This window comes from Streptomyces sp. NPDC020299, assembly GCF_044387825.1.
Classification (GTDB): Bacteria; Actinomycetota; Actinomycetes; order Streptomycetales; family Streptomycetaceae; genus Streptomyces.
This window is the reverse complement of record NZ_JBIRWL010000001.1, coordinates 816,675-839,904: the sequence shown is the minus strand read 5'-3', so window position 1 is coordinate 839,904 and position 23,230 is coordinate 816,675. Positions and strand designations below refer to the sequence as shown.

Annotated in this window: 26 protein-coding genes; 16 read left to right on the top strand and 10 right to left on the bottom strand. The window is 71.8% G+C overall.

Going from position 1 to position 23,230, the window contains the following annotated elements; translation table 11 throughout:
• Positions 1-141: 141 nt before the first annotated feature.
• Both ACH45E_RS03935 and ACH45E_RS03930 read left to right on the top strand, forming a co-directional pair.
• Positions 142-1,422 (top strand): GAF domain-containing SpoIIE family protein phosphatase, encoded by a 1,281-nt coding sequence (locus ACH45E_RS03935; protein ID WP_361435411.1) that lies wholly within the window; start codon positions 142-144, stop codon positions 1,420-1,422.
• Positions 1,423-1,485: 63 nt separating this feature from the next.
• The gene (locus ACH45E_RS03930) at positions 1,486-2,676 is read left to right on the top strand and encodes a PP2C family protein-serine/threonine phosphatase (protein ID WP_361435413.1); all 1,191 of its coding nucleotides are present in this window, start codon (positions 1,486-1,488) and stop codon (positions 2,674-2,676) included.
• Between the two features lie 40 nt (positions 2,677-2,716).
• On the opposite strand, the gene ACH45E_RS03925 is transcribed toward ACH45E_RS03930, so the two are convergent.
• The 5 genes from ACH45E_RS03925 to epsC all read right to left on the bottom strand — a co-directional run bounded on the left by ACH45E_RS03925 (position 2,717) and on the right by epsC (position 5,801).
• Positions 2,717-3,055 carry a cupin domain-containing protein gene (locus ACH45E_RS03925; protein ID WP_361435415.1) on the bottom strand — a complete coding sequence of 113 codons (339 nt, stop codon included), beginning with the start codon at positions 3,053-3,055 and terminating at the stop codon, positions 2,717-2,719.
• 14 nt (positions 3,056-3,069) lie between these two features.
• Positions 3,070-3,915 carry a class I SAM-dependent methyltransferase gene (locus ACH45E_RS03920; RefSeq protein ID WP_361435417.1) on the bottom strand — a complete coding sequence of 282 codons (846 nt, stop codon included), beginning with the start codon at positions 3,913-3,915 and terminating at the stop codon, positions 3,070-3,072.
• A 46-nt stretch (positions 3,916-3,961) separates the two neighbouring features.
• Positions 3,962-4,318: a DUF6457 domain-containing protein gene (locus tag ACH45E_RS03915; RefSeq protein ID WP_399039905.1), complete on the bottom strand. Its 357-nt coding sequence runs from the start codon at positions 4,316-4,318 to the stop codon at positions 3,962-3,964.
• Between the two features lie 68 nt (positions 4,319-4,386).
• Entirely contained in the window at positions 4,387-5,256 is an 870-nt protein-coding gene (cysK, locus tag ACH45E_RS03910; protein WP_399039955.1) for a cysteine synthase A, read from the bottom strand.
• The gene (gene epsC / locus ACH45E_RS03905; RefSeq protein WP_399039953.1) at positions 5,151-5,801 is read right to left on the bottom strand and encodes a serine O-acetyltransferase EpsC; all 651 of its coding nucleotides are present in this window, start codon (positions 5,799-5,801) and stop codon (positions 5,151-5,153) included. The genes cysK and epsC overlap by 106 nt, the downstream gene beginning before the upstream one ends.
• 819 nt (positions 5,802-6,620) lie before the next feature.
• Here epsC and ACH45E_RS03900 point away from each other — a divergent pair.
• From ACH45E_RS03900 to ACH45E_RS03875, 6 genes are all read left to right on the top strand, one after another.
• Positions 6,621-7,436, top strand: a complete 816-nt coding sequence (locus ACH45E_RS03900) for a DUF2249 domain-containing protein (RefSeq protein ID WP_361435421.1) — start codon at positions 6,621-6,623, stop codon at positions 7,434-7,436.
• A 206-nt stretch (positions 7,437-7,642) separates the two neighbouring features.
• Complete coding sequence (locus ACH45E_RS03895) at positions 7,643-8,602, top strand: Acg family FMN-binding oxidoreductase (RefSeq protein WP_361435424.1); 960 nt, start codon at positions 7,643-7,645, stop codon at positions 8,600-8,602.
• Positions 8,603-8,729: 127 nt separating this feature from the next.
• Positions 8,730-9,035 carry a FeoA family protein gene (locus ACH45E_RS03890; protein WP_361435426.1) on the top strand — a complete coding sequence of 102 codons (306 nt, stop codon included), beginning with the start codon at positions 8,730-8,732 and terminating at the stop codon, positions 9,033-9,035.
• Positions 9,032-10,981, top strand: coding sequence for a ferrous iron transporter B (locus ACH45E_RS03885; protein ID WP_361435429.1), 1,950 nt, complete (start codon positions 9,032-9,034; stop codon positions 10,979-10,981). Before ACH45E_RS03890 ends, ACH45E_RS03885 begins: the two co-directional genes overlap by 4 nt.
• Complete coding sequence (locus ACH45E_RS03880; RefSeq protein WP_361435431.1) at positions 10,978-11,532, top strand: NifU family protein; 555 nt, start codon at positions 10,978-10,980, stop codon at positions 11,530-11,532. The genes ACH45E_RS03885 and ACH45E_RS03880 overlap by 4 nt, the downstream gene beginning before the upstream one ends.
• Positions 11,533-11,542: 10 nt before the next feature.
• The gene (locus ACH45E_RS03875; RefSeq protein WP_361435433.1) at positions 11,543-12,019 is read left to right on the top strand and encodes a MarR family winged helix-turn-helix transcriptional regulator; all 477 of its coding nucleotides are present in this window, start codon (positions 11,543-11,545) and stop codon (positions 12,017-12,019) included.
• 10 nt (positions 12,020-12,029) lie between these two features.
• On the opposite strand, the gene ACH45E_RS03870 is transcribed toward ACH45E_RS03875, so the two are convergent.
• Positions 12,030-13,250, bottom strand: a complete 1,221-nt coding sequence (locus ACH45E_RS03870; RefSeq protein WP_361435435.1) for a metallophosphoesterase — start codon at positions 13,248-13,250, stop codon at positions 12,030-12,032.
• A 56-nt stretch (positions 13,251-13,306) separates the two neighbouring features.
• The gene (locus tag ACH45E_RS03865) at positions 13,307-14,101 is read right to left on the bottom strand and encodes a DUF1963 domain-containing protein (protein ID WP_361435437.1); all 795 of its coding nucleotides are present in this window, start codon (positions 14,099-14,101) and stop codon (positions 13,307-13,309) included.
• 105 nt (positions 14,102-14,206) lie between these two features.
• Between ACH45E_RS03865 and ACH45E_RS03860 the strand changes: the two genes are divergently transcribed.
• The 8 genes from ACH45E_RS03860 (at position 14,207) to ACH45E_RS03825 (ending at position 21,415) form a co-directional block, all read left to right on the top strand.
• Positions 14,207-15,367, top strand: a complete 1,161-nt coding sequence (locus ACH45E_RS03860; protein ID WP_361435439.1) for an NAD(P)-dependent alcohol dehydrogenase — start codon at positions 14,207-14,209, stop codon at positions 15,365-15,367.
• 18 nt (positions 15,368-15,385) lie between these two features.
• On the top strand, positions 15,386-16,150 hold the full coding sequence (locus tag ACH45E_RS03855) for a HipA family kinase (protein ID WP_361435441.1): 765 nt from the start codon (positions 15,386-15,388) through the stop codon (positions 16,148-16,150).
• Positions 16,147-16,563, top strand: coding sequence for a DUF3037 domain-containing protein (locus ACH45E_RS03850; protein WP_361435443.1), 417 nt, complete (start codon positions 16,147-16,149; stop codon positions 16,561-16,563). The genes ACH45E_RS03855 and ACH45E_RS03850 overlap by 4 nt, the downstream gene beginning before the upstream one ends.
• Positions 16,564-16,689: 126 nt before the next feature.
• The gene (fabG, locus tag ACH45E_RS03845) at positions 16,690-17,451 is read left to right on the top strand and encodes a 3-oxoacyl-ACP reductase FabG (protein ID WP_361435446.1); all 762 of its coding nucleotides are present in this window, start codon (positions 16,690-16,692) and stop codon (positions 17,449-17,451) included.
• A 20-nt stretch (positions 17,452-17,471) separates the two neighbouring features.
• Entirely contained in the window at positions 17,472-18,233 is a 762-nt protein-coding gene (locus tag ACH45E_RS03840; protein ID WP_361435448.1) for an SDR family oxidoreductase, read from the top strand.
• 194 nt (positions 18,234-18,427) lie between these two features.
• The gene (locus tag ACH45E_RS03835; RefSeq protein WP_361435450.1) at positions 18,428-20,008 is read left to right on the top strand and encodes an ABC transporter substrate-binding protein; all 1,581 of its coding nucleotides are present in this window, start codon (positions 18,428-18,430) and stop codon (positions 20,006-20,008) included.
• 92 nt (positions 20,009-20,100) lie between these two features.
• Positions 20,101-20,784, top strand: a complete 684-nt coding sequence (locus ACH45E_RS03830; protein WP_361435452.1) for a uracil-DNA glycosylase — start codon at positions 20,101-20,103, stop codon at positions 20,782-20,784.
• A 106-nt stretch (positions 20,785-20,890) separates the two neighbouring features.
• The gene (locus tag ACH45E_RS03825; protein ID WP_361435454.1) at positions 20,891-21,415 is read left to right on the top strand and encodes a hypothetical protein; all 525 of its coding nucleotides are present in this window, start codon (positions 20,891-20,893) and stop codon (positions 21,413-21,415) included.
• 22 nt (positions 21,416-21,437) lie between these two features.
• Here ACH45E_RS03825 and ACH45E_RS03820 read toward each other — a convergent pair whose 3' ends face one another.
• The 3 genes from ACH45E_RS03820 to ACH45E_RS03810 form a co-directional block, all read right to left on the bottom strand.
• Positions 21,438-21,902, bottom strand: coding sequence for a hypothetical protein (locus ACH45E_RS03820; RefSeq protein ID WP_361435456.1), 465 nt, complete (start codon positions 21,900-21,902; stop codon positions 21,438-21,440).
• 113 nt (positions 21,903-22,015) lie between these two features.
• Entirely contained in the window at positions 22,016-22,528 is a 513-nt protein-coding gene (locus tag ACH45E_RS03815; RefSeq protein ID WP_361435459.1) for a DinB family protein, read from the bottom strand.
• A gap of 81 nt (positions 22,529-22,609) precedes the next feature.
• Positions 22,610-23,200, bottom strand: a complete 591-nt coding sequence (locus tag ACH45E_RS03810) for a TetR/AcrR family transcriptional regulator (protein ID WP_361435461.1) — start codon at positions 23,198-23,200, stop codon at positions 22,610-22,612.
• Between the last annotated feature and the right edge of the window lie 30 nt (positions 23,201-23,230).

Below are 23,230 nucleotides of genomic sequence, written 5' to 3'. Positions count from 1 at the left end.
AAGGAGCACCGTACCGACCGGCACGCTGACTGCCGTGCCGCCCGCCGTGTCGTAGAGCCTGCCCATGCCCGGGCGGGCGCGTAGGGTGACAGGGAAGGCGCGGTGATGACGGCGTCGGGCGGCGCCGGGAGGAATCTCACCATGGTGCACGATCCGGCCAACGACACCCCGCGGCCCGGGGCCTCGCCGCTCGTTCTCGGCCCCCAACGGCTGCGGCAACTGCTCGACGCGGTCGTGGCGCTGAGCGCCGACATGGACACCGGCACCGTGCTGCACCGCATGGTGGAAGCAGCCGCCGATCTCGTCGGCGCTCGCTACGGGGTCCTGGGCGTGCTGTCGGAGAGCGGCAAGGTGACCGACCTGTTCACCGTGGGCGTCGACGCCCCCCGCCTGTGCGCTGCCATGGGCCTGCCGCAGGGCCACGGCCCGCTGCACACCATGGTGGACGACCGGCAGCCGCTGCGGGTGACGGATGTGGCCGCACACCCCCGTGCCGCGGGTTTTCCGGCCGGTCATCCGGTCATGCGGACTCTGCTGGGCGTTCCGCTGATGGTGCGCGGGACCGTCTACGGCGACCTCTGTCTGGCCGACAGGACGGACGGCGCGCCCTTCGACGACGACGATGAGGACCTGCTGACCGCGCTGGCCAGTGCGGCGAGTGTCAGCATCGAGAACGCCCGTCTGTACGAGCACGTCAAACGCGCCGCCGAGCACTTCCAGCGCCGTATGCTGCCCGTCCTTCCGGACCTGGCACCGCTTGAGGCCGCGGTCCGCTACGAGCCCGCGTCGGAGCTCCCCAGACTCGGCGGGGACTGGTACGACGCCATGGTCCTGCCCGATGGCGCCACCTGTGTCGTGGTGGGCGACGTGACCGGCCACGACGTCGAGGCCGCCCCGCTGATGGGCCAGATCCGCGACATGCTGCGGGCGCTCGCCTTCGACCGGTGCGGGCCACCCGGCCTCGTCGTGTCGCGCCTGGACCGCGCCCTGACCATGTTCGAGGACCCGCCGACCGCCACCCTGGTGTTCGGCCGCCTCGAACGGACCCGTGAGGGATACACCTTCGGCTGGAGCAACGCCGGGCACCCGCCCCCGCTGCTGATCGGGCCGGACGGCAGCACCGGCTGTCTGGCGCCCGCCCGGCACGGTATCCCGGTGGGCATCGACGCGTCCGTCCCACGGTTCAACCACGCGCACCCGCTTCCGCCGGGCGCCACCCTGCTGCTGTTCACCGACGGGCTGGTCGAGCGCCGCGGTCAGGACATCGATACGGGGCTGGACGACCTGGCCGAGCACGCCGCCCGCCTGGCCGGGGCCCCGCTGGAGGAACTGTGCGACGCCCTGATCACCCGAAGCCGGCAGGTGTTCGACGACGACGTCGCCGTTCTCGCCCTGCGCACCCCGGACGGGCCGGCGCGCTGAGACGGCCCGGAGCGGTGTGAGGCCGGGCATGGAAGGGGTGATCCCGTGTCGGACCCACCGCACGTGTCCGCCGGATCCGACAGAGCTGTCGACGAGCATCTGCTGGAAGAGCTGGTCATCGAGGCGCAGACGGCCCTGCCCGTCGAACTGCCCGCCCTGGCGAACCGGTGCGCCGCGGCCCTCGGCCTGGGCACCGCGCTGATCTACCTCGCCGACCTGCAACAACACCTGCTCGTCCCCCTCGACGAGGCGATGGAGCCGTTGCCGGTGGACCGCTCGTCGGCCGGCTGGGCGTACCGCACACTCTCCCCGCGGGTGGCCGACACCGACGACGGCCTCATCGTCTGGATGCCTCTGGTCGACGGGGCGGAGCGGCTGGGCGTACTGGCGGTCGGGACCGCGTCGCTCGACGGGGCGCGGATGCGCCGCAGCCGGATGCTGGCCCATCTGCTCGCCATGCTGATCACCTCCAAGCGCGCCTACAGCGACTGGCTCGCCGCCCGTACCCGCACCGCGACCATGGGGCTGCCCGCCGAGATGCTGCGGGCCTTCCTGCCACCGCGCACCATCGGCAGCATCAGGTGCGTGTCGACCGCGGTCATGGAACCGGCGTACGGCATCGCCGGCGACGCCTTCGACCACTCGGTGGTCAAGAACGTGCTGCACACCATGATCCTCGACGCCATGGGGCACGACCTGACCGCCGGCCTGACCACGTCGGTCGCCATGGCGGCGGCACGCAACGCCCGCCGCGGCGGGCACGATCTGACCGACGTCGTCGGCTCCGTCGACCAGGCGCTCGCCTGGTGGCTGCCCGACCAGTTCTGCACCGGCGTGCTGTGCCGGCTCGACGCGGAGACCGGGGTGCTCCGCTGGGTCAACTGCGGTCACCCCCCTCCGCTGCTGATCCGTGCCGAGCGGGTGCTCTCCGGGGCGCTGGACAGCCCGCCGCAGCCGCCGATCGGGCTGGCGGGTTCCGTCGCCCCGGCAGCCCGGAAGGTCCACGAAACGACACTGGAGCCGGGCGACTGCGTCCTGCTGTACACCGACGGTGTCGTGGAGGCCCGTGACGCGGACGGTGCGGAGTTCGGCCTCGACCGGTTCACCGACTTCATCATCCGTTCCAACGCCGCCGGACAGCGCCCGGCCGAGGTGCTGCGGCTGCTGATCCACGCCATCCTCGACTACCAGCGCAACCGACTGCGGGACGACGCGACCATCCTGCTCTTCGAATGGCGCCCGCAGTACCAGTGACGCGGTTACCGCGCGGGCAGGGCGTCGCCGTCGAGGGCCTTCAGCCGTCCGCCGAGCCGCTGGACGCGGCGGGCAGCATGGTCAGCAGCATGATGGTGGGCTCGGTTGCGCGTACGGTGTGCGGCAGCCGGGCGGGCAGGTGGAACCAACTGCCGGGCGTCGCCTCGGTCTTCTCGTCGCCCAGCACGAGGTCGAGGCGGCCCTGGACGACCTGGATGACCACCGGCAGGGCCGAGGTGTGTTCGGTCAGCTCCTGTCCGGCGGCGAACGCGAAGCCGACCACGCGCAGCCGGTCGTCGCGATACAGGACGCGGCTGAGGGTGCCGTCCTCGGGGAGGGGCAGTTCGGCGGTCAGGTCGGGAATCACGGTGGCGGACATGCGGGTCTCTCTCCTCAGGAAATCGGTGGGGTGGGGGTGGCGATGAGGCTGATCGCGCCCAGATGGGCCTGGTGGCGGCGGAGGACACGGCGCATCTCGAGCACGCGGTGCCGGGCCGCCGGGTCGCGCAGGGTCCGGCCGGCGATGCCCACCGCCTGCGCGAACCCTTCGTCGGCGATGATGCGACGCGGTTCGAGCAGGGCCATCGGCGTTCTCAGGCGGGCGGTGACGGTGAAGCCCTCGGCGGCGAGCAGGGACACCCAGCCGGACGGGGTCGACGGGCGGGCGCCGACGTGGATGGCCTCGCCCAGGTCCTTCGTGATCGCCTCGGCGTGTCCGGGGTCGAGGTCCTCGGGCAACAGGCACATCTCGTGGATGCCGTACCGGCCGCCGGTGCCGGCGAGCAGCCGGTGGGCCTCTCGCATGATGCGGCGCTTGGCGGGCTCGGGCTGCATGGTCAGCATGGCCTCCCCGTACACGACGGTGGCGCTGCCGGACGGCAGACCGGTGTCGGCGGCGTCTCCCCGCACGGCGGCCACCTCGGTGGGCCCCGGGGCAGTGAGGACGCCCAGCCGTGCCACCGCGGCGGGGTCGCGGTCCACGGCGGTGTAGGCGGCCGGGACGCGTTCGAGGGTGAGCCGGGCCGTGGCCCCGAGCCCCGCGGCGAGCTCGACCACCCGGTCGTCGCCACGGATGTCCAGGGTGTCCAGCATCCAGCGGGTCAGCTCCAGGCCGCCGGGGCGGAGCACCCGCTTGCCCAGACGGGCCAGCAGCCAGTGGCCGGGCATACGGGCGGCGTCCAGTCCGTCGCCGGGTACGGGGATGTTCTGGTGGAGGGCCCGAGGGTCCGTCGATGCCATGTTCGTGCCTCGCTCTCTGCGCGCACCGACCTGTACTTAGGCGAACCTAACTCGCAGTGTCGTCCGAGTGCTGGGGCCGAAGGTCCCGACCGGAGGGTCGTGTGGGCCGGTCCTGACCGGCACCGCCGGGTGTCCCGGCCGCGCTCGGACGGTGGTCCTGCTCGGCGGCCCACCTGGCCGCGAGTTCCGCTGCGCGCCGGGCGGCGGCGGCCACCGCGTCGGGACCACCGCCGGCACGCCCCGCCGCGTATCCGACCAGGAAGGTGGTGAGCGGGGCGGCGGGCCGGGCGACACCGTGCGCGGCATTGCCCGCGAGGCTGAGCAGGAGCGACCGGTCGACCTCGAGATCGATACCCAAGTCGGCTTTCACGACGGCGGTCCACTCCGCCAGTACACGTTCCATGAGGTCTGTTTCCTTTCGTGTGTGCGGCTGTGCGGTCGGCGGCTGGTCGGCGGCTGGTCGGCGAGGCTTCACGTGAACAGGTCCGTGCTGAGGTACCGCTCACCGGTGTCGGGCAGGACGACGACGATCAGGGCGCCGTGGTGCCGCGGGTCTCGCGCGAGGGTGGTGGCCGCGTGGAGGGCGGCGCCGCTGGACGCGCCGGCGAGAATGCCCTCGGTGCGGGCCAAGTGCCGGGCCGCGGCCTGCGCTTGGGGCAGGGGAACGCGGCAGACGGTGTCGTAGACGGATGTGTCGAGGACGTCGGGGACGAACCCGGCGCCGAGGCCCTGGATACGGTGCGGGCCCGGGGCGCCGCCGGACAGGACGGCGGATTCGGCCGGCTCCACGGCCACCACGGTGACCTCCGGCTTCTTCTCCTTCAGCACCTGGCCGACCCCGGTGACGGTGCCGCCGGTGCCGACGCCGGCCACCAGGACGTCGATCTCCCCGCCGGTGTCCTCCCAGATCTCCTGGGCGGTGGTGCGGCGGTGGGCGTCGGGGTTGGCCGGGTTGGTGAACTGCCGGGGCATGAACCAGCCGTGGCGCTCAGCCAGCTCCGTGGCCCGCTCGACAGCGCCGCGCATGCCGTCGGCGGCCGGTGTCAGCACCAGCTCGGCGCCGTAGGCACGCAGCAGGGCACGCCGTTCGGCACTCATGCTCTCGGGCATGGTGAAGGTCACCGGATGGCCTTTGGCGGCGGCCACCATGGCCAGGCCGATGCCGGTGTTGCCGCTGGTCGCTTCCACGATCCGCTGTCCGGGGCGGAGCGTTCCGGTGGTCGCGGCCTCCTCGATCATCGCCAGGGCGATACGGTCCTTGACGCTGCCGCCGGGGTTGGCGGACTCCAGCTTGGCGACCAGACGCGCCGGCAGGTCCTCACCGTAGCGGCGCAGCGCCACCAGGGGGGTGCGACCGATGAGGGCGGTGATCGAGGGGTGTATCGCCGGCATGGCGGTCCTTCCTGATGGCCGGGGGTCCGGAGTCCGGCACGGTGGTGTGGTGGGTCGCCGCGGCGTGGACGCGGGAGTGGGCGGGGGACGTCGCGCAGCACGAGGGCGTGCGCGCCGATGAGCGTGTCGTGGCCTATGCGGACGGGGCCGAGCACGCTGGCGCCGACGCCGAGGACGACACGGTCACCGACGGTGGGGTGCCGCCTGGCGGACCCGGCATCCGTCCACCAGCCGACGCCGCCCAGGGTGACGCGGTGGTAGAGCATCACGTCGTCGCCGAGCACGGCGGTCTCGCCGATCACCACACCCATGCCGTGGTCGATGAAGCAGCGGCGCCCGATGACGGCACCGGGGTGGATCTCGATGCCGGTCAGGGCGCGTGAGAGCTGGGAGACGACCCGGGGCAGGAGCGGCACGCCGAGCCGGTGCAGGCGGTGGGCGATCCGGTGCGTCCAGATCGCCCACAGTCCCGGATACAGCAGGACCTCGGCCACGTGGATGCCGTGCAGGGCGGGATCCTTGCGGCAGGCCGTCCGGAGATCTTCGAGGAGCAAGACGAGTCCTTGTGCGGGCGTGGCCCCTCGGCCGGCGGGCCGGCGGATGAGGGGCGCCCCCGGCGGAGGAGGATGCCGAGGAGAGGACGCTGGGCGGGTGCGCGCGGTTCGGCGACGGGGAGCCGCGGAAGAACGCCTGTGGCGATCATGGTGCGCGGGGGATGCGCGGCGTCAGGAGTGCCGGTGCCCCGCACCGGTGCGGGAGTCGCTGATCAGCCTCCCGGTCAGCGCGCGTGACATCGGCGCCACGGCCGTCGCACGGAGCGCGTGCGGGGTTGCCGGGCAGTGACGTCGGCCGGGTGGGAGTGCTTGCCGTGCTGCATGGGAGCGGACGCTAGCCGAGCCGGGCCGCCCGAGCCTGGGCCGGAGCGCCCTCTCGTAGGCGGCCGTTCGGCCCTGTTCGACATCGGCGACCGAGGACCAGTGACGCTGTGGGCCGGGCCCACCCGGCCCAGGCGCCGATGCGGATGGCCTGGTGAGCTGGCGCATGACCGGCCAGGAGCTGCCACGGACCGCCGCGTCCCGCCGCCCGGCCACCTCCACTCGCGCCGAAGGTGCCACGGCGGGCGCGGCGAGCCTCCGGCCGGTCACCATCCGGTCGTCCCACCCGCACACCGGATGGCCGTCCGCCACGTCCCGGTGCCGGAGGCCCGCTACAGCCCGGCGGGCAGCGGCGCCGGCCGCGTCAGGGACGTGGCGGACGAACAGCCCACCCGAACCGGTCGGCCGGACCGGCCGTGAACCGCTGGAGACAACCTGATGAGTGCCGTCACCCTCGCCTCGGCCCCTGAGGACGCCACCGCCCTGGCAGCGGCGGAGGAGCACCACGCCCACCTGGCCGGCGAACTCGCCGGGCGCGTGACGATGCTGCTGACCGCCGCGGAACGCGACGCCGACGCGGCCGAGAAGATCCGCGCCGGACTCGTCGCCTTCTGCGATCGCGAACTCCTGCCGCATGCGGCCGCGGAGGAGGCGGTGCTCTACCCCGCCGCGCGGCATCTGCCCGACAGCCGCCTGCTCATCGAGAGCCTGATCGCCGAGCACAGCTGCCTCATGGCCCTGGTCGACACCCTGCGCGCCGCGCCCACCCCGTTCGGCGCGGCGGCCGAGGCCCGGGCCCTTCAGGTGCTCTTCGAAGAGCACGTGGCCAAGGAGAACGGACTCGTGCTGCCGCTGCTCGCCGTGGCACCGGACATCCGTCTGGCCCCCCTGCTGGCGGAACTGCGCGAGGAACTGGCGCGGCGCACACCCACCGGCACCGCCGCCGGACCCCGGAACACGGTCGGCGACGAGACCGGGGAAAGCGGTGGCTGCGGCGGAGTGTGCGGCTGCGGCGGTGGGGCGGAGGCCGACGTTCCGGAACTGGACGTGCGGTCGGTTCCCCACGCCCTGCGGCACGCCACGGTCTTCGGCGCGCTCGACGCCGTACCGGCCGGAGCCGCCATGGTGCTCATCGCGCCCCACGACCCGCTGCCCCTGCTGGCGCAGATCGAGGACCGCAGCCCCGGCACCTTCTCCGTCGAGTACCTGCAACGGGGCCCCGAAGCCTGGCGGCTCCAGCTCAGCCACCGCTGACGCCGCCGACCGCGCGCCACCGCACCACCACCCTGGTCGGGGCCGCAGCGGCCGGCCGGAATACGAGACGCGGCCTTGGGCCCGGGCCGTCCGGTCCGCGGTGGGGGACGGACGGCCCTCCTCACGCGTCCTGCGACGACCGAAGGTGGAGGACATACGGGGAGCCCCGACCACTGCGGCTCCCCACAGGAGTTGAGGAGCCGCGCATGCAGACCCGGGACATCGACGCCGGCGTGCTGGAGACGCTGATGGCCGCGGCCGTGGCGGCACCGTCGATCCACAACACGCAGCCGTGGCGCTTCGGGCTGCGGGCGGCCACCCGGTCCATCGAGGTCCGCGCCGACAGCAGGCGAGCACTGCCGTTGGCCGACCCCGATCGGCGCGCCCAGCACCTCTCCGTGGGCGCCGCGGTCTTCAACCTCCGGGTCGCCGTCGCGCACCTGGGCTTGGAGCCCGTGGTCCGGCTGCTGCCCGATCCCGGCGAGCCCGACCTGCTGGCCACCGTACAGCTGACCACGCCCGCCGGGGAGTTGCCGGAATGCCGGTGGCTGTACCCGGCCATCGAGCGGCGCCACACCAGCCGGATGCCCTTCACCGGCCGCCCGGTGCCCGGGGCGATCGTGGCGGAGATGGCCGAGGCCGCACAGTCCGACGGCGCGCGACTGCATGTGCCGGACTTCGCCGAGACACGGCTGCTCCTGGGCCTGACGGCGACGGCCGAAGCACGCAACCAGGCCCACCCGTCGCGTACCGGCGAATCCCGTGCCTGGATCACGGTCCCCGGTGCGGACGTGCCCTACGGCCTCCCGCTCACCGCCCTCGGCCCACAGGACGCGGACGGACGGATACCGATGCGTGATTTCACCGGCCGGCTGCCCGTACCGCACCTGCCGGGCCGGCACTTCGAGCGGCACGCCCAAGTGGCCTTGCTGTGGACGGCCCACGACCGGCGAGAGGACTGGCTGCGGGCGGGCCAGGCCCTGGAGCACGTGCTGCTGACGGCGACCGCGCACGGGGTGCGCACCTCGATGCTGCACCAGGCGATGGAGTGGCCGGATCTGCGGGCGGCGGCCTGCCTGCCGCAGCGGCGCTGTTGCCCCCAGCTGCTGATCCGGTTCGGCTACGGCCCGGACGGTGGCCCCACACCGCGCGCCTCCGCGCAGTGATGGGGCCGTAAGGCCCGCTCACGCGGGTCGGACGGCCCTGGGTCGACAGGTCTCGGTAAGGCTAGCTTTCCCTTACTGATCTCGGTTGCCGGCCACATCGGTCCGGCATGGTGTCGTGGAGGGGCGGATGCGCGGCGGTGACGTGGAATCCGGGCTGACGGGCAGGGTACCGACTGCTGTGGGGGGTGACGCCGCACGGGCTCTGGCCGAGCTGGCTCCCGGTGCCCTGGCCACGGTGGTCGCGGTCGTCGCGGACGGGGCACCGGATGTGGCCCGCCGTCTGGGCGACCTCGGGTTCACGCCCGGGACCGTGGTGGAGGTGGTACGCCGGGCGCCCCTGCGCGATCCGGTCGTCTACCGGGTCAAGGACTACGAGGTGTGCCTGCGCCGGGAACAGGCCGCATGCGTCCGGACCGTCGAGGCACACCGATGAGCACGGGTTGCCACGACAGCGGCCACGGACACGCGACAGCGACCGAGGCACCACGGATCGCCCTGGTCGGCAGCCCCAACTCGGGCAAGAGCAGCGTCTTCAACGGTCTGACCGGGCTGAACGCCAAGACCGGCAACTATCCCGGGGTGACCGTCTCCCGGTCCTTGGGCACCTGCCGGGCCGGAGGGCGCGCACTGGTGATCGAGGATCTGCCCGGCACCTACAGTCTGGCGCCGATCAGCCCGGACGAGCAGGTCACCGTGGATGTGCTCGACGGCCGGCCGGCCGGTGCGGACCGGCCTGACGCCCTGCTGGTCGTGATGGACGCCACCACCCTGCGCCGGTCGCTCGGGCTCCTCGCGCAGATCCTCGCCCGCGGTCTGCCGGTCTGCGTCGTGGTCACGCTCACCGACGAACTGGCCCGACGCCAGGGTCACCTCGACCTGGACGCGTTCGCCCAGGCCCTCGGCGTACCGGTGCTGGCGGTGATCGCCCACCGCGGGCACGGGATCGCGCAGCTGCGCGACCGGCTCTCCGCGTGGCGGGAGTGGCCCACCCCGGCACTGATCCCGCCCACCGAGCCGACCGAGCGGGACGCCTGGGCGGAGTCGGTGCTCTCCTTCGCCGACTACCGGGCACCCGAGCGGCACCGCATCACCCAGCGCGTCGACGCGGTCCTGCTGCACCCGCTCTGGGGCACGGTGGTGTTCTTCGCGGTGATGACGCTGTTCTTCCAGACCGTCTTCACCCTGGCGGCCCCGCTGCAGGGCTGGGTGGAGACGCTGTTCGGATGGCTGTCGGGCCTGGTCGACCGCCACGTCGGCAGCCCGTGGCTGTCCGGGCTGCTCGGTGATGCCCTCATCGGCGGCGTCGGCGGCGTACTGGTCTTCGTTCCGCAGATCCTGCTGCTGTTCCTGCTGCTCGCTCTGCTCGAAGGCGTGGGCTACATGTCGCGGGCCGCGTTCCTGATGGACCGGGTGATGGCCCGTGCCGGGCTGGAAGGCCGTGCCTTCGTGGCACTCCTGTCGTCCTTCGCCTGCGCGATCCCCGGCATCATGGCCACTCGCACCCTGCCCTCGGCCCGGGACCGCATCGCCACGATGATGGCCGCGCCGCTGATGACCTGCTCGGCCCGGCTGCCGGTCTACGTGCTGCTCATCGGCCTGCTCGTCGACCCGTCCGCCCACGTCGGCCCGTTCGGCGCGCAGGGCCTGGTCATGTTCGGCCTGTACCTGCTGGGTGCCGTCTCGGCGATGCTGGCCGCCTGGGTCTTCAAGAAGCTCGGCGACCGCAACGGCCGGTTCCTGCCGTTCTACATGGAGATGCCGCCCTACCGGCTGCCTGCCCCGCGCGCGGTGCTGCTGGCGATGTGGTCGGCCGCGCGGGCCTTCCTGCGCAAGTGCACCACCGTCATCATGGCCACCAGCATCGGGCTGTGGCTGCTGCTGAACCTGCCGCTGCACTCGGCCGCGCAGATGCAGGCGGCCGGCGTCGACACGGCCAGGCCGGCGGCCGTGACCGCGTACACGGTCGACCACAGCTACGCCGCCGGGCTGGGCCGGCTGGTCGGCCCCGTCTTCGACCCGCTGGGCTTCGACTGGCGGATCGACGTCGGTGTGCTGTCGGCCCAGTCGGCGCGGGAGACCTTCGTCGCCACTCTCGGGCAGGTGGCCGCCGCCGAGAACCCCGACCACCCGGCCCGGGCGCTGCGCGCCATGACCTACCCGGACGGGCCGCGCGCCGGACAGAAGGTCTTCACACCGCCCGTGATCGCCGCCCTGCTGGTCTACTTCGCGTACGCGCTGCAGTGCATGGCCACCGTGGCGGTGATCCGCCGCGAGACGGGCACGTGGAAGTGGCCGACGATCGCCTTCACCTATCTGACCGGACTCGCCTGGCTGATGGCGTACGCGGCGAAAACGCTCACCGGCCTGCTGGGCGGGTGAGCGACACCATGATCCCCCTCCACCCCCAGCGCGTCGCCGGCCACCCCGACCGCCTGCGCTGGATCATCCCCACCGGCATCCTCACCACCACCGGCCCGATCGCCGGGGCACCCGCGCCGCTGGCCGCCCTCGTGAACGACGGCACCCTCGTCGAGATCACCGTCGAGCCCACCGCCGTCGTCACCCGGCTCGGCGAGGGCCGCACCTGGCCCCACGAGGGCGCCCGGGTCCGCACCGCGCTCCACACCGCCCTCGCCGACCCCGCCGGCTGGGTCCCGTCCGACCAGGACCACCGTCCCGGCGACGACGCCCTGCTGGAGGCCGCCGTACGGGAACTCCTCACCGGGCCGGTGGGCGACTTCGCCCGCTCCCATGGAGGCACCATCGACCTGGTCGGCGTGCGGGACGGTGTCGTCACCGTCCGGTTCGGCGGTGCCTGCCACGGCTGCCCCGCTGCCTGGATCACACTGCACCAGCGTCTGGAGCGCCGGCTGCGCCTCCGGCATCCCGGTCTGCGCGAGGTCAGGAACGCCGTAAGCAGCTTCCACTAAACTATATTCCATGGCATCTAAATCGAGCGGTGGGGCGGTCGACCTGCCGGGCTTCTTCGCCGATCTGGTCCGATGCGAGACGCGCCTGTACAACGCCCTCAACGACCGTCTCCGCGAGCGGCACGGGATCGTCACCTCACAGTTCGAGTTCCTGCGCCACCTGCGCGACCACCCCGGATCTCGCGTGGCGGACCTCGCCGCCGAGTTCGCCATCGGCGTCGGGGCGACCAGCAAGGGCGCCGACCGTCTGGAAAAGCAGGGATGGGTCGTCCGGCAGCCGAATCCATCCGATCGCCGGTCCTCCCTGCTGGCCCTGACCGACGACGGCTCGCGGCTCATCGACGCGGCGGAGGAGACATTCACCCATGAACTCACCGAGTTGATCGGAGACACGCTCGACGGCTCCTCGGCCTCGGCCGCCGTCCGCGCCATCTCGAAGCTGCGCTCCGTGCTCGAACGCGACCAGATCGGCACGCCCACAGGCTGACGCCCCCGTGCTACGGCGCGGTGGGCAGGTGTGGGGAGCGGAGTACGAGCAGGGTGATCTCGCTGGGGGCGAGGATGCGGAACGGCGGGCCCCAGAAGCCGGTGCCGCGGCTGGTGTAGAGGAGGGTGCGGGTGCCGTGGTGGCTGAGGCCGGCGACGGCGGGCTGGTCGATGCGGACCAGGTGGTGGAAGGGCCAGATCTGGCCGCCGTGGGTGTGGCCGGAGAGTTGGAGGTCGATGCCGGCGGCTGCCGCCCGGTCGACGAACTTGGGCTGGTGTGCCAGGAGCAGGACGGGCAGGTCGGGGTCGGCGCCGTGCAGGGCTCCGGCGAGATGGGCGCGGTGGCCTGCCAGGCCGGAGGACTCGGCGGTGACGTCGTCCACGCCGGCGACCACGAGGGTGTCGCCTCCGCGTTCGAGCAGCAGATGGCGGTTGCGCAGCGGCTCCCAGCCCAGCTCGTCCATCAGGTCGACCCAGCCCTGGGCCTCGCTGTAGTACTCGTGGTTGCCGGTGACGTACACACGGGCCCGGGTGGCCCGCACGGTACCGAGGGGGACGGCCTGGGCGCGGCGGCGTTCGGCCGTGCCGTCCGCGATGTCACCGGTGTGGCAGACCAGGTCGGCTTCCAGAGCGTTCACCGTCTCGCACACCCGTGCCGACCAGCGGGCGCGATCGAGTGGGCCGTAGTGCGTGTCGGTGATGAGGACGACACGGGTGCCGTCCAACCCGGCACCCAGTCGGGGGAGTCGCACGTCGAGCCGGCGCACGCGTGGCACGCGGCGGGCCTCGGTGTACCCCCAGACGAGCAGTACGGCGGTCACGCCGAGGACGGCCCAAGCAACGATCCGGGCCCGGTCCTGGCTCTCGCCGACGCCGGCCACGGCCAGGGCGAGTCGCAAGACGACCCCGAGCAGAACGGACCAGGTGAACAGAACCCAGCTGGTGCCCAGCAGGCTGTCACCGATGATCGCCGCCCGGTCCTGCTGGCGCCGGCCGTGGCCGCGCACCATCGCGAACGGCATGCCGACGAGGCCGAGGGCGAACAGGGCGGTGCCGACCAGCGTGACGGGCAGCGGCCAGTGCTGACCGCCGTACAGGAGCACCCAGCAGGGCACGGCCCACAGCAGGACGGGGGCGACCAGGGGGATGTAGCGCATCAGGCGGTGCAGCCGGCTCTGCCGCGGCGCTTGCGCTTCACTTTCGGCGGGCCGGGTGTTGCTGGTGTCGGTCACGCTTCCCCTCCCTGACCGGGCTGCCGTCTCGCGCACTGTATCCGGCGCCCTTCTGATCAGCACTGCTGCGTGTACTTCAGTGCGGTATAACGGCGCGCGGCGATGTCCTGCCGGGTACCCGTGATCAGGTTCAGGGTGTAGACGTCGTGGTCGATCGACTGGCCGGCCATCTGGGCGAAGAGAACGAGGTCGCCCTCGTCGGGGGCCATGTCCCAAGGGCTGGAAAAGCCGCCGAGCTGGGCGCACACGCCGAACTCTGCTCCTCCGGCGGCCAGTTCGAGGACGGTCTCCTCGAACTCGTCCAGAATTTCTTCGTTGCCGTCGCCGTTGCCGTCACCGTCGCTCAGGAAGGCGCGGCGCGCGGGGGCGTACTGCCAGTCGCTGTGCAGGGTCAGTCCGACGACGGGGTAGAGGGTCTGCGGTTCGTAGACCTTGGCATGCGCGGTTTCACCGCCGAGGTCGTACGTCGAGGGGCGCTCGGCGGTCCGCGCTCCCGCGGGCACGTGGAGCACCGCGGAGGACTCCGGCTCGTACTCGATCTCGGAGAAGAAGAGCAGGTGGCCGTCGGTGGGCAGCTCGATGTCCAGGACGTCGTGCGGCAGGGCCGCGCAGTCGACGGTCAGGACGAGGGGTTCTTTGCCGTCGGGCCAGTCGGTGTCGTGGGGGAGTGAGGGCAGTCCGCCCGTGCGGGCGGCCGGGCGGGCGGTTTCCCGCTGGGCCGGGGACAGTTCGTCGAGTTGGAGCAGGTAGATGCACGGGCGTGAGTGGGCGAGCAGCTCGGCTGCGACCGTGTCCGGGACGCCGTGCTTCTGGGCCGTGTCGTAGACGAGTTGCTCGTCGACCGATGTCATGCGCGTGATCGTGCCAGGAGGCACTGACATCCGTTCGTCGGTTTGGCCATTTCCGATCACAGATAGCGGCAGATCGGGGGCACGGGACTGGAAGGCGGCCACACCGTGAAGGTCCAGGCGTATGCGGCACACGAAGCCGGCGGGCCCCTGCGCCCGTACGAGTACGAAGCCGGTCCACCGGGGCCGAGCGAGGTCGACGTGCGCGTGACGCACGGCGGGATCTGCCACACCGACCTCGGGATGATCGACGACGAGTGGGGAATCTCGCGGTACCCCGTCGTGGCCGGGCACGAGGCGGTCGGCGTGGTGGCGGCGGTCGGCGACGCGGTGGACCACAGCGTCCTGTCCGTCGGGCAGCGGGTCGGCGTCGGCGCGATCGCGGGCTCCTGCTTCCGCTGCGAATGGTGCCTGAGCGGGCGCACCAACCTGTGCCCCCGCAAGGACGACACCGCCATGCGCGGCGACCGGGGCGGGTTCGCCAGCCACGTCCGGGCCGGTGACTGGCGCCACGTCCACCCGCTCCCCGACGCGATCCGGTCCGAGCACGCGGCCCCGCTGCTCTGCGCCGGCACGACGGTGTTCTCCCCGCTCCTGGAGAACCAGGTCCTGCCGACGCACCGCGTCGGTGTGGGCGGTCTGGGCCATCTGGCCATCCAGTTCCTCGCCAGGTGGGGCTGCGCGGTCACCGCCATCTCCACGACACCCGCCAAGCGGGCCGACGCCGAACGCTTCGGCGCCACCGACTTCATCGCCTCCGGCGAGGCGGGCGCCCTGCAGCAGGCCGCCGGTTCGTTCGACTTCGTCATGTCCGCCGTGTCAGCGGACCTCCCCTGGGACGACTACCTCGGCCTGCTGCGGCCGCAGGGCCGGCTGTGTGCCGTCGGCCTCCCGGAACGCCCCGTCACCGTCTCGGCGATGAGTCTGCTGGTGGCCGCGAAGACACTCGTCGGCGGCATCGTGGGTTCAGCGGCACAGACCCGACAGATGATCGACTTCGCCGCACCGCCACGACATCCGCCCGCAGGTGCAGACGTTCCCGGCCGCGGACTTCGAGCAGGCACTGGACCGGGTCCGCAAGGGCAGCGTCCGCTACCGCGCCGTCGTGGAGTTCGAGTAGCCGGACATGACCGGCCGGCGGCATCGGTGGAGCCGGGCACTCCGCGCCCGCGATCACCCTCGGTCACTATGCTCGTTTCATGCCGGAGGGCGGCCGGAACTCCCCAGATTCTCACCTCCGGACTTGACCATGGATTGCAAGCTCAATGAAACGGACGGCCCCTGAAAGTGCTGAAAGAGGTCACCGCGACCCGCTACATCACACCCCTGCGTGAGGGCGGCTCGCTGCCGGGGCTCGTCGAGGCCGACGACTTCGGGACGTACGTCATGAAGTTCACCGGCGCCGGTCAGGGCCGCAAGACGCTGGTGGCCGAAGTCGTCTGCGGCGAACTGGCCCGCCGCCTCGGCTTCCGCATGCCCCGGCTGGTGACGATCGCCCTCGATCCGGTCCTGGGGCTCGGCGAACCCGACCAGCAGGTGCAGGAACTGCTGAGGTCCAGCGGCGGCACCAACCTCGGCATGGACTTCCTCTCCGGTGCCCTCGGCTTCGACCCGCTCGCCTTCACGGTGAGCAGCGAGGAGGCCGGGCGGATCGTCTGGTTCGACGCGCTGGTGAACAACGTCGACCGCTCCTGGCGCAACCCCAACCTGCTGATGCACCGGGGAGAACTGTGGCTCATCGACCACGGCGCCACCATGATCTGGCACCACAACTGGCCTTCCGCCGAGACCTCCGCGGCCCGCCCGTACGACGCCTCGGACCACGCCCTCGCACGCTACGGGCCCGATGTCCGCTCGGCCGCCGCCGCGTTGGCGCCCCTGGTCACCGAGGAACTCCTCGCCGAGGTCACCGCTGAGATCCCCGACGCCTGGCTGGCCGGTGAACCCGGCTTCGCGACCCCGGACGACCTCCGGAGGGCCTATGCGCGTCCGCTGCTCACGCGGGCCGCCGGCATCCACGAGCGCATCAACGGCATCGAGGGGAACAAGTGACCGAGCGCCACATCACCCGGACGGGCCAGGGCGGCGACCGCGACGTCTTCGAGTACGCGCTGCTCAGGGTCGTACCCCGCGTCGAACGGGGCGAGTGCATCAACGCGGGAGTGGTCGTCTACTGCCGCGCGCAGGCGTACGTCGGCGCCCGTACCCATCTCGACGAGGCCCGGTTGCTGGCCCTCGACCCGGACGCGGACGTGGCAGGCGTACGGGCCGCGCTGGGCGCCGTCGAGGGCATGTGCAGCGGAGGCGGGGCGGCCGGGCAGGCGGCGGGGGACGACCCCGGGCGGCGCTTCCGCTGGCTGATCGCGCCCCGCTCGACGGTCGTGCAGCCCGGGCCCGTGCACACGGGGCTCACGACCGATCCGGCGGGCGAGGCGGAGCGGTTGCTGGGCCTCCTGGTGAGGTAATGGATCACACGCACCCGGTGTGCCGTTGACACCGGGTGCCAGGGCTTCTAGCGTCACGTGTGTCGAAGGTACTAAGCGGTCGCTCACCCATCGGGCGTACCTTCTCTAGGGCGAGGAGAAACAGCAATGTCCACCACTGAGCAGCGGGTCGCCGTGGTCACCGGCGCCGCGCGCGGCATCGGCGCCGCCACGGCCGTACGACTGGCCGCCGAGGGCCGCGCGGTCGCCGTGATCGACCTCGACGAGGCCGCCTGCAAGGACACCGTGGAGAAGATCACCGCGGCCGGCGGCAAGGCCATCGCGGTCGGCGCCGACGTCTCCGACGAGGCGCAGGTCGAGGCGGCCATCGCGCGCGTCGTCGAGGAGCTGGGCGCCCCGACGATCCTGGTCAACAACGCGGGCGTGCTCCGTGACAACCTGCTGTTCAAGATGACCGCCTCGGACTGGGACACTGTCCTGAACGTGCACCTGCGCGGCTCCTTCCTGATGACCAAGGCCGTCCAGAAGCACATGGTGGACGCGGGCTTCGGCCGCGTCGTCAACCTGTCCTCCTCCTCCGCGCTCGGCAACCGCGGCCAGGCCAACTACTCCGCCGCCAAGGCGGGCCTGCAGGGCTTCACCAAGACCCTCGCCATCGAGCTGGGCAAGTTCGGCATCACCGCCAACGCCGTCGCCCCGGGCTTCATCGCCACCGAGATGACCAAGGCCACGGCCGACCGCGTGAAGATGGGCTTCGAGGAGTTCAAGGCCGCCGCCGCCACCCAGATCCCGGTGCAGCGCGTGGGTGAGCCCGAGGACATCGCCAACGCCATCGCGTTCTTCACGGGCGAGGCCGCCGGCTTCGTCTCCGGCCAGGTGCTGTACGTCGCCGGCGGACCGCTGAACTAGGAACACTGGGGACCACGGACATGACTGAACTTCCTGAACTCTCCGGCAGGGTAGCCCTCGTCACGGGCGCCAGCCGCGGCATCGGATACGGCGTCGCCGAGGCGCTGGTCGCGCGCGGCGACCGGGTGTGCATCACCGGCCGTAACGAGGACGCCCTGAAGGAGGCCGTCGAGCAGCTCGGCGCCGAACGGGTCATCGGCGTCGCCGGCAAGGCGCACGACCTCGCCCACCAGACCGAGGCCGTCGAGCGCACCATGGAGGCCTTCGGCCGCGTCGACCACCTGGTCAACAACGCCGGTACGAACCCGGTGTTCGGGCCGATCGCCGACCTCGACCTGGATGTCGCGCGCAAGGTGTTCGAGACCAACGTGATCTCGGCGCTCGGCTTCGCGCAGAAGACGTGGCACGCCTGGCAGAAGGACAACGGCGGCGCGATCGTCAACATCGCCTCGGTCGCGGGCCTCGCGCCCTCGCCGTTCATCGGCGCCTACGGTGTCAGCAAGGCCGCGATGATCAACCTGACCCAGCAGCTCGCGCACGAGTTCGCGCCCAAGGTGCGGGTCAACGCCATCGCTCCGGCCGTGGTGAAGACCAAGTTCGCGCAGGCCCTGTACGAGGGCCGGGAGGAGGAGGCGGCCGCCGCCTACCCGCTCGCCCGGCTCGGCGTGCCCTCCGACATCGGCGGCGCCGCCGCCTTCCTCACCTCGGCGCAGTCCGACTGGATCACCGGGCAGACCCTCGTGGTCGACGGCGGCATCTTCCTCAACGCCGGCGTGGGCTGACGGCACCCGCCGTCACGCGCTCAGGGCGCCGTTCCCCGCGGGAACGGCGCCCGTTTCGCGCCTTACGAGACCCGCCCAGGGGAATGACAACGTCGTCATAGCACAGTGGATCAAGGAGCCTGGTCACAGGGTGGTTCAGGGGGCGTGACGCTGCGGTATGGTCTGCCGACCCTTGGTATGGCGGATCGAGGAGTGTGCGCGTGTTCAACCGGAACCGAGGCCTGCAGAGAGTGGCTGCGGTCCTGTCCATATCCTTGGTGGCCGGCTGCGGAATCCTTTCCGACGGCGACCAGGACAGCGGCGGGCCGATCGTGGTGGGCACCACGAGCGCGCCCAGCACCCTGGATCCTGCCGCCTCCTGGGACCAGTCCTGGGAACTCTTCCGCAATATCTACCAGACCCTGCTCAACTACCCCGTGGGCGCGACCACGCCGCAGCCCGACGCGGCCGAGAGCTGCCGGTTCTCGGCGTCCAACACCGTCTACACCTGCAAGCTCCGCTCGGACCTGACCTTCTCCAACGGGCACACACTGAACGCCCAGGCCGTCAAGTACTCGTTCGACCGAATCAAGAAGATCAACGTCAGCACCGGCCCCGCCGGTCTGCTGGCCGGTCTCGACCGGGTCCAGGCGGTGGGCGACCGCGAGGTCGTCTTCCATCTGAACAAGCCGGACGCCACATTCCCGTTTGTGCTGGCAACACCCGGCATGTCGATCGTGGACCCCGCGGAGTACTCGAAGAACGCGCTGCGCAAGGACGACCAGGTGGTCGGGTCCGGGCCGTACGACCTCAAGTCCTACCAGCAGGGCAAGGAGGCCGTGCTGGTCGCGAACAAGCGCTACAAGGGCTTCGCGGAGCGCAAGAACGACGCGGTGACCATCCGCTACTACCAGGATTCGCGGCTGCTGGCGAGCGACCTGCGTGACAAGAAGCTCGACGTCATCTTCCGCGGCCTCGCCGCCGACGACATCCTCTCCTTCCAGAGCCAGGGCACCAAGGACATCGATCTCATCGACGGCTCGAGCAACGAGATCGAGTACCTGGTCTTCAACCCCAAGGACCCCTGGGCCAACAAGGCTCCCGTCAGAAAAGCCATCGCCCAGCTCATCAACCGCGGCGAGATCGTCCACCAGGTCTACAAGGACACCGTCCAGCCGCTCTACTCCATGGTCCCCGCCGGCCTGACCGGGCACACCTCCGTCTTCTTCGACGACTTCGGAGACCCCAGCGTCGCCAAGGCCCGCAAGATCCTCACCGACGCGGGCATCAACCAGAAGGTGCCTCTCACGCTCTGGTACACCACCGACCGCTACGGCTCGGCGACCGCGAAGGAGTTCCAGGAGATCAAGAGCCAGCTGGAGGGCTCCGGCCTGTTCAGCGTCACCCTGCACGGCGCCCCCTGGAACACCTATGTGGAGGGCTACCGGAAGGGCGAGTACCCGGTGTTCGGGCGCGGCTGGTCCCCCGACTTCCCCGACGCCGACAACTTCATCGCGCCGTTCGTCGGCAGCCAGAACGCCGTCGGCACGCCCTACTCGACACCCAAGATCACTGACGACCTGCTGCCCCGCTCCCGCCGGGAGGCCGACCGCAGCCGCGTGGTGAAGGAGTTCCAGGAAGCCCAGACGATCATGGCGAAGGACGTGCGGCTGCTGCCGCTGTGGCAGGGCAAGCAGTACCTGGCCGTGAGCGACGACATCTCCGGCGCGGAGCGGTCCGTCGACCCGTCCACGATCATGATGATGTGGGAGCTGTTCCGGAAGACCAGCTGGTAGCGGAGGCGTTCTCCGAGGACGGGGCACCGTTGTCAGTGGTCGCCTGTAGGTTCTGAGACCTGGAAGTGACCGCACATCGTGAGGACGTTGACGTGACCGACATCGCCATGCTGCCCGAGTCCTGGCGCGGGGTTCTGGGCGACGAACTGCAGCAGCCCTACTTCAAGGAGCTGACCGAGTTCGTCGAGGAGGAGCGGTCGAAGGGTCCCGTCCACCCGCCGCGCGAGGAGGTCTTCGCCGCGCTGGACGCCACGCCGTACGAGAAGGTGAAGGTCCTGATCCTCGGTCAGGACCCCTACCACGGTGAGGGCCAGGGCCACGGCCTGTGCTTCTCGGTCCGGCCCGGCGTGCGGATCCCGCCGTCGCTGCGCAACATCTACAAGGAGATGCACGAGGAGCTGGGCACGCCCGTCCCGGACAACGGCTATCTGATGCCGTGGGCCCAGCAGGGCGTCCTGCTGCTGAACGCGGTGCTCACGGTCCGCGGCGGCGAGGCCAACTCGCACAAGGGGCGGGGCTGGGAGCGGTTCACGGACGCGGTGATCCGCGCGGTGGCCGGCCGGCCCGACCCGGCGGTCTTCGTGCTGTGGGGCAACTACGCGCAGAAGAAGCTCCCGCTGATCGACGCCGAGCGGCACGCCGTGGTGAAGGGCGCGCACCCCTCGCCGCTGTCGGCCAAGAAGTTCTTCGGCTCCCGTCCGTTCACGCAGATCAACGAGGCCGTCGCCGCGCAGGGGCACGAGCCGGTCGACTGGAGCATCCCGAACCTCGGCTGACCGCCGCCGGGCGGTCCTGTGTCGTGCGGGGCCGCCTGACCGGGTTTGCCGGTGCCGACGGTTAGCGTCGTCCGGTACAGGCCCCTACGTGTGCCCGGAGGACGCGGTGGCGGAGCGACAGGAGCAGGCGGCGCCGGACGCCGTGCTGACGCGGATCGGGCAGGTCGTGATGCTGCATCACGGCGGGGACCGCGAGGAGGCCCGGCGCCGGTTCCTGGATCTGTGGACGGAACTGGCGGAGGACGGGGACCCGCTGCACCGCTGCACGCTGGCCCACTACCTGGCCGACACCCAGGACGACCCGTCCGACGAACTCGCCTGGGATCTGCGGGCGTTGTCGGCGGCGGAGGAGCTGGCCCAGGAGCACGAGGCCGGCGACGAGAGCCCGGCCGCGGTGCGTGCCTTCTACCCCAGCCTGCACCTGAACCTCGCCGCCGACTATGTGAAGCTGGGCCACTCCGAGGCCGCCCGCACCCATCTGCGCCGGGCCCGCGGGGCGGCAGGCGCGCTCGGCGAGGACCGCTACGGGGACGGGGTGCGGGCGGCGATCAGCAGGCTGGAGCTGCGGCTGGGGGAGGGGGGCTCCTCCGGAGGGGAGTCCTGGGGACCGCCGAGACAGCGGCCGACGTAGCGCCGGCGGCCCGCTGCCGTGGTCAGTGCCCGTAGGCCTGATCGCAGATGACCGCCTGCGGGCTGTCCGGGCGCCAGCCGCCGTACTGCCTGCCGAGGGCGCACACGTCCGCGTTGTTCGGCACGGACTTCGGTACGGACTTCGACGCGCCCGGGATCCTCACCCGCGGCTGCTCGAGAGGCATGCGAGGGGGCCGGGGACGCGCGACCCGGGGCTCCGGCTGCCGGGGCACCGGTGGGGCCGCCGGAGGGTGCGCCGCGGGCCGGCCGGGCCGGCGGGACGGGCCGACCATCTCCAGTGCCTCCCGGGCCGGGCCCTGCACGTCCCGTGGCCACGTGCTGCCGTCCGGGCGGGGCGCCGAGGTCCGTGACGGCGAAGTACCCGGCGGCGGGCCGGGGGCCGGTGGACGCTGGACCGTCACACAGCCGGAGAGGGCCGAGACGGCCACGGTGACCAGGAGCGCTGCGGTGGTCGTCGTTCGATGCACCCGGGCAACTCTGGCGGGTGACGCCCGCGTTGGAAACGGTACCGGGGCGGATGGTGCCCCGCACGGGTGAAGTCGTGCCCCGTACGGGGGGTGCGGGCACACCGGGGGTGACGTCAGTCGCCGGTGGCGCCGTCCAGCCGCTCGCGGACCAGGTCGGCGTGGCCGTTGTGGCGGGCGTACTCCTCGATCATGTGGGTGTAGATCCAGCGGAGGTTGAAGGGCTCGCCGGTGGACCTGCCGTTGCCCTTGGACAGGTCGTCGAGACCGAATCCGGCCGCGTGGCGCCGGGCGATCTCGATCTCGGCCTGCCAGGTGCCGTACGCCTCCTGCCAGGTGTCCGCCTCGGTGAGATGGAACTCGCCGTCCGGGTCCTCCTCGCTGTAGTAGACCGGCCCGGGATCCTCACCGACCAGCACCTTGCGGAACCAGCCCCGCTCCACCTCCGCCATGTGCCGCACCAGCCCCATCAGCGACAGCTCGGACGGCGGCACGGACGCCGTGCGCAACTGTTCGTCGGTCAGGCCCTCGCACTTCCAGGCCAGCGTCTGGCGGTGGTAGTCCAGCCAGCCCTCCAGCATGGTGCGTTCGTCGGCGTTCTGGGCGGGCTCTTCGCGCTTGGTCGTCATGGTCGCATCCTCGCCCAACTCGCCCCGTGCCTCTATGGGTTTTCCCGCCACGGGATTTCCGCGTGCGCCCATTGCCCCCGGTCAGCGGCCGAGCATCCCGCGCAGCAGCTCCCGCACCCCCGCCCGCACCTCCGCCAGGCTCGGTACCTCCGCGTTGAACGACCCGGCCACGCACGAGAACATCAACCCGTCCGCCCAGCCGACCAGCGACAGTACGTGCCGGGCCGGGTCGGTCGAGCCGACGGCGGTGAGCATGGCGGCCAGCTGGTCGCGGAAGACGGCGCCCGTCGCGTCGTAGAAGGCGCGCAGCTCGGGGCGGCGGGTCGCCTCCAGAGCCAGTTCGTAGCGGGCGACGAGCAGGTCGCGGTCGCGGGTGATCGAGCGGTGTGTGGCCAGGGCCAGGGCGTCGGCCAGCGCGTCGAGCCCGCCGCGCGGGTCCGGCAGCTCGTCCAGGGCCAGCACCCGCGCCTCCCGCTCGGCGTGCCTGCGCACCGCCAGCTCCAGCAGCGCCTGCCGGGTGCGGGCCACGTTCGACGTGGAGCCCTGCGGCAGTCCTGCCGCCTCGTCGATCGCCCGGTGCGTCAGCCCGCGCATACCGCGTGAGGCGAGCAGGGCGAGGGCGGTGTCGGCGACGAGACCGGCGCGGGAGGCACTCGCGGGGTGTACGGACATGCCGGTCAACCTACCGTCTGGACTACGCCT

Bases quoted from the DNA above. Each gene is read 5' to 3' on its own strand.
- ACH45E_RS03925 (WP_361435415.1), bottom strand. From the start codon at position 3,055: ATGTCCGCCACCGTGATTCCCGACCTGACCGCCGAACTGCCCCTCCCC.
- ACH45E_RS03920 (WP_361435417.1), bottom strand. From the start codon at position 3,915: ATGGCATCGACGGACCCTCGGGCCCTCCACCAGAACATCCCCGTACCC.
- ACH45E_RS03875 (WP_361435433.1), top strand. From the start codon at position 11,543: ATGGCATCTAAATCGAGCGGTGGGGCGGTCGACCTGCCGGGCTTCTTC.
- fabG (WP_361435446.1), top strand. From the start codon at position 16,690: ATGTCCACCACTGAGCAGCGGGTCGCCGTGGTCACCGGCGCCGCGCGC.
- ACH45E_RS03885 (WP_361435429.1), top strand. From the start codon at position 9,032: ATGAGCACGGGTTGCCACGACAGCGGCCACGGACACGCGACAGCGACC.
- ACH45E_RS03915 (WP_399039905.1), bottom strand. From the start codon at position 4,318: ATGGAACGTGTACTGGCGGAGTGGACCGCCGTCGTGAAAGCCGACTTG.
- ACH45E_RS03890 (WP_361435426.1), top strand. From the start codon at position 8,730: ATGCGCGGCGGTGACGTGGAATCCGGGCTGACGGGCAGGGTACCGACT.
- ACH45E_RS03900 (WP_361435421.1), top strand. From the start codon at position 6,621: ATGAGTGCCGTCACCCTCGCCTCGGCCCCTGAGGACGCCACCGCCCTG.
- ACH45E_RS03895 (WP_361435424.1), top strand. From the start codon at position 7,643: ATGCAGACCCGGGACATCGACGCCGGCGTGCTGGAGACGCTGATGGCC.
- ACH45E_RS03815 (WP_361435459.1), bottom strand. From the start codon at position 22,528: ATGACGACCAAGCGCGAAGAGCCCGCCCAGAACGCCGACGAACGCACC.
- ACH45E_RS03840 (WP_361435448.1), top strand. From the start codon at position 17,472: ATGACTGAACTTCCTGAACTCTCCGGCAGGGTAGCCCTCGTCACGGGC.
- ACH45E_RS03865 (WP_361435437.1), bottom strand. From the start codon at position 14,101: ATGACATCGGTCGACGAGCAACTCGTCTACGACACGGCCCAGAAGCAC.
- ACH45E_RS03810 (WP_361435461.1), bottom strand. From the start codon at position 23,200: ATGTCCGTACACCCCGCGAGTGCCTCCCGCGCCGGTCTCGTCGCCGAC.
- ACH45E_RS03935 (WP_361435411.1), top strand. From the start codon at position 142: ATGGTGCACGATCCGGCCAACGACACCCCGCGGCCCGGGGCCTCGCCG.